Below are 1711 nucleotides of genomic sequence, written 5' to 3'. Positions count from 1 at the left end.
TCAGGTCATGGTGATAAAGACAAGCTCTGCCATCTCTCATGCACGAAGCAGATGCGCGCAGGATGGTCGGACATTCCTTCCTGCCTTTGGCCGATGACAGACGGATATGCTGGTCTTCCAATACACCGTCATCTGATACAGGGAGCGTTGCCACTACCTCGAATTCCGCGTTGCGCTTCATGCGGCTGACGAAGCGGATATCCCTTTGTGTCAGGTCATGGAACCATGCGTAATCGTTGTAGGCCCTGTCGAACACATAAGTGGCGCCGGGCAACAGGGGCATGTGCTCCGCAGCCTTCTTGTCATGCTTTTTGGCTGCGGTGATGGAAAAGAAGGTGGGAACCTGCGCATCAGGGTCATACACCGTATGCACCTTCACGCCCGATTTGCCGGTGCGGAAGCTCGCCCATTCAAACTGATGCTTGCACAGGTCAATCGTCGTGGAGTCAATCAGCCGAACGGCATCCTTGCGGTGGATGCCCTTGCCGCGAAACTGATGCAAAAGCCAGTAAAACAGCTCCAGATACATGCCCGCAGAGCGCTTCACATTGGCATCAGCAAGCGTGGAACGCCTCACCGAGCCTGCTCCCAGGTGATAGTGCCTGCTGGCGTGACTTTCCCATGCCGAAACCACATCCCGCAGAGACTGCCGGGAGCAAAGCTGCGCATAGAGCATGACGCAAAACTGCGTCCAGCAGGACAAACTGCGGATACGCCTGTCACCATCATAACGCCTGACAACCTCCTCAAAACGGTGACGCGGAATCACTCTGAGCAATTGATGAAAAACCGTGTTAGCATGCTTCATGGTCTGAATTCTCCGGGGCGTAGATTTGCTGTCTCAATCACAATAAATCTACCATATCCCTTGGGAATTCAGACCTTTTTTTATCCCTCCGGATTCCTTAACCGGACAGCCGTGATATTCCATATAAGCAGCTGGAACTGCCGCACGACTCCGGTATGCATGAGTTGGACCTGCTGCTGCCATCTTCAGCTTTTCACGGAAAGCTGGTGAAGGTGACGATCAGCGCGATTTTGCCGGTGTCGGATGACCGTTGTTTTGATGATCGTTTAAGCAATGTATTCCTGCATATCATGCCTGAATCATCGCTGTCTATATCGTATCAGCCTTTGGAACGCTCTATCCGCGACGCGTGGAGGTTGTTGCCGAATAAGGTGACGATCAGCCTATCGCAAGGCGCATTGAGCAAGGATCAGTTTGCCTCTACGCTGGCTGTAATGGCGCTGCTGGCTGACAAGGGCAAGGAAGTAAACCTGGTTCGTTTGCCGACAGTTGGTGATATTGTTATCGCGCCGAAGTCTGCGCTTGCCGGACTTGCTACTGATGTTTCGGGGAGCGTTCCTGAGCAGACCGATAACCTGATGATGGCACATTTTGCAAACCGCTCGGCGATTGTGGTGACGGATCCGTATGATGTGCAGCCGATGTATCTGCTGGATGATAACTGGAAAATACTTGCTGCCGGTGATCATTATCGCGTGTACAGGCCAGACAGCCTGCGGGCCCATGGCGGCCCTATGGGGTTGGAGGGTGACGCCGGATTTTATTCGCTGCCGCTCTCCACGCTGGGTATGAATACCGATGTTAAGTACCTGACCCGGGAAGTCAGCTGGCGGACGATGGTGAGCCCCTTTGCCTTGCCTATGGGGACACAGCCGGACTTCCTGAACCTGGAGGTTGTGGCTC

The 1711-nt window shown here is 53.8% G+C and carries 1 protein-coding gene and 1 pseudogene; one reads left to right on the top strand and one right to left on the bottom strand.

Annotated features, from left to right (window positions below; translation table 11 throughout):
- The coding region (locus SPV1_RS00590; protein WP_009849126.1) for an IS4 family transposase at positions 1-808 on the bottom strand (808 nt) is incomplete at its 3' end.
- Between the two features lie 155 nt (positions 809-963).
- On the opposite strand from SPV1_RS00590, the pseudogene SPV1_RS00585 reads away from it, so the two are divergent.
- Positions 964-1711 (top strand): annotated as a pseudogene (locus SPV1_RS00585) (cellulose biosynthesis cyclic di-GMP-binding regulatory protein BcsB); the annotation flags it as partial.

Origin of the sequence: Mariprofundus ferrooxydans PV-1 (genome assembly GCF_000153765.1) — a bacterium.
GTDB classification, from domain to species: Bacteria; Pseudomonadota; Zetaproteobacteria; order Mariprofundales; family Mariprofundaceae; genus Mariprofundus; species Mariprofundus ferrooxydans.
The sequence above is the reverse complement of the archived record's forward strand: the minus strand, read 5'-3'. Positions and strand labels throughout refer to the sequence as shown.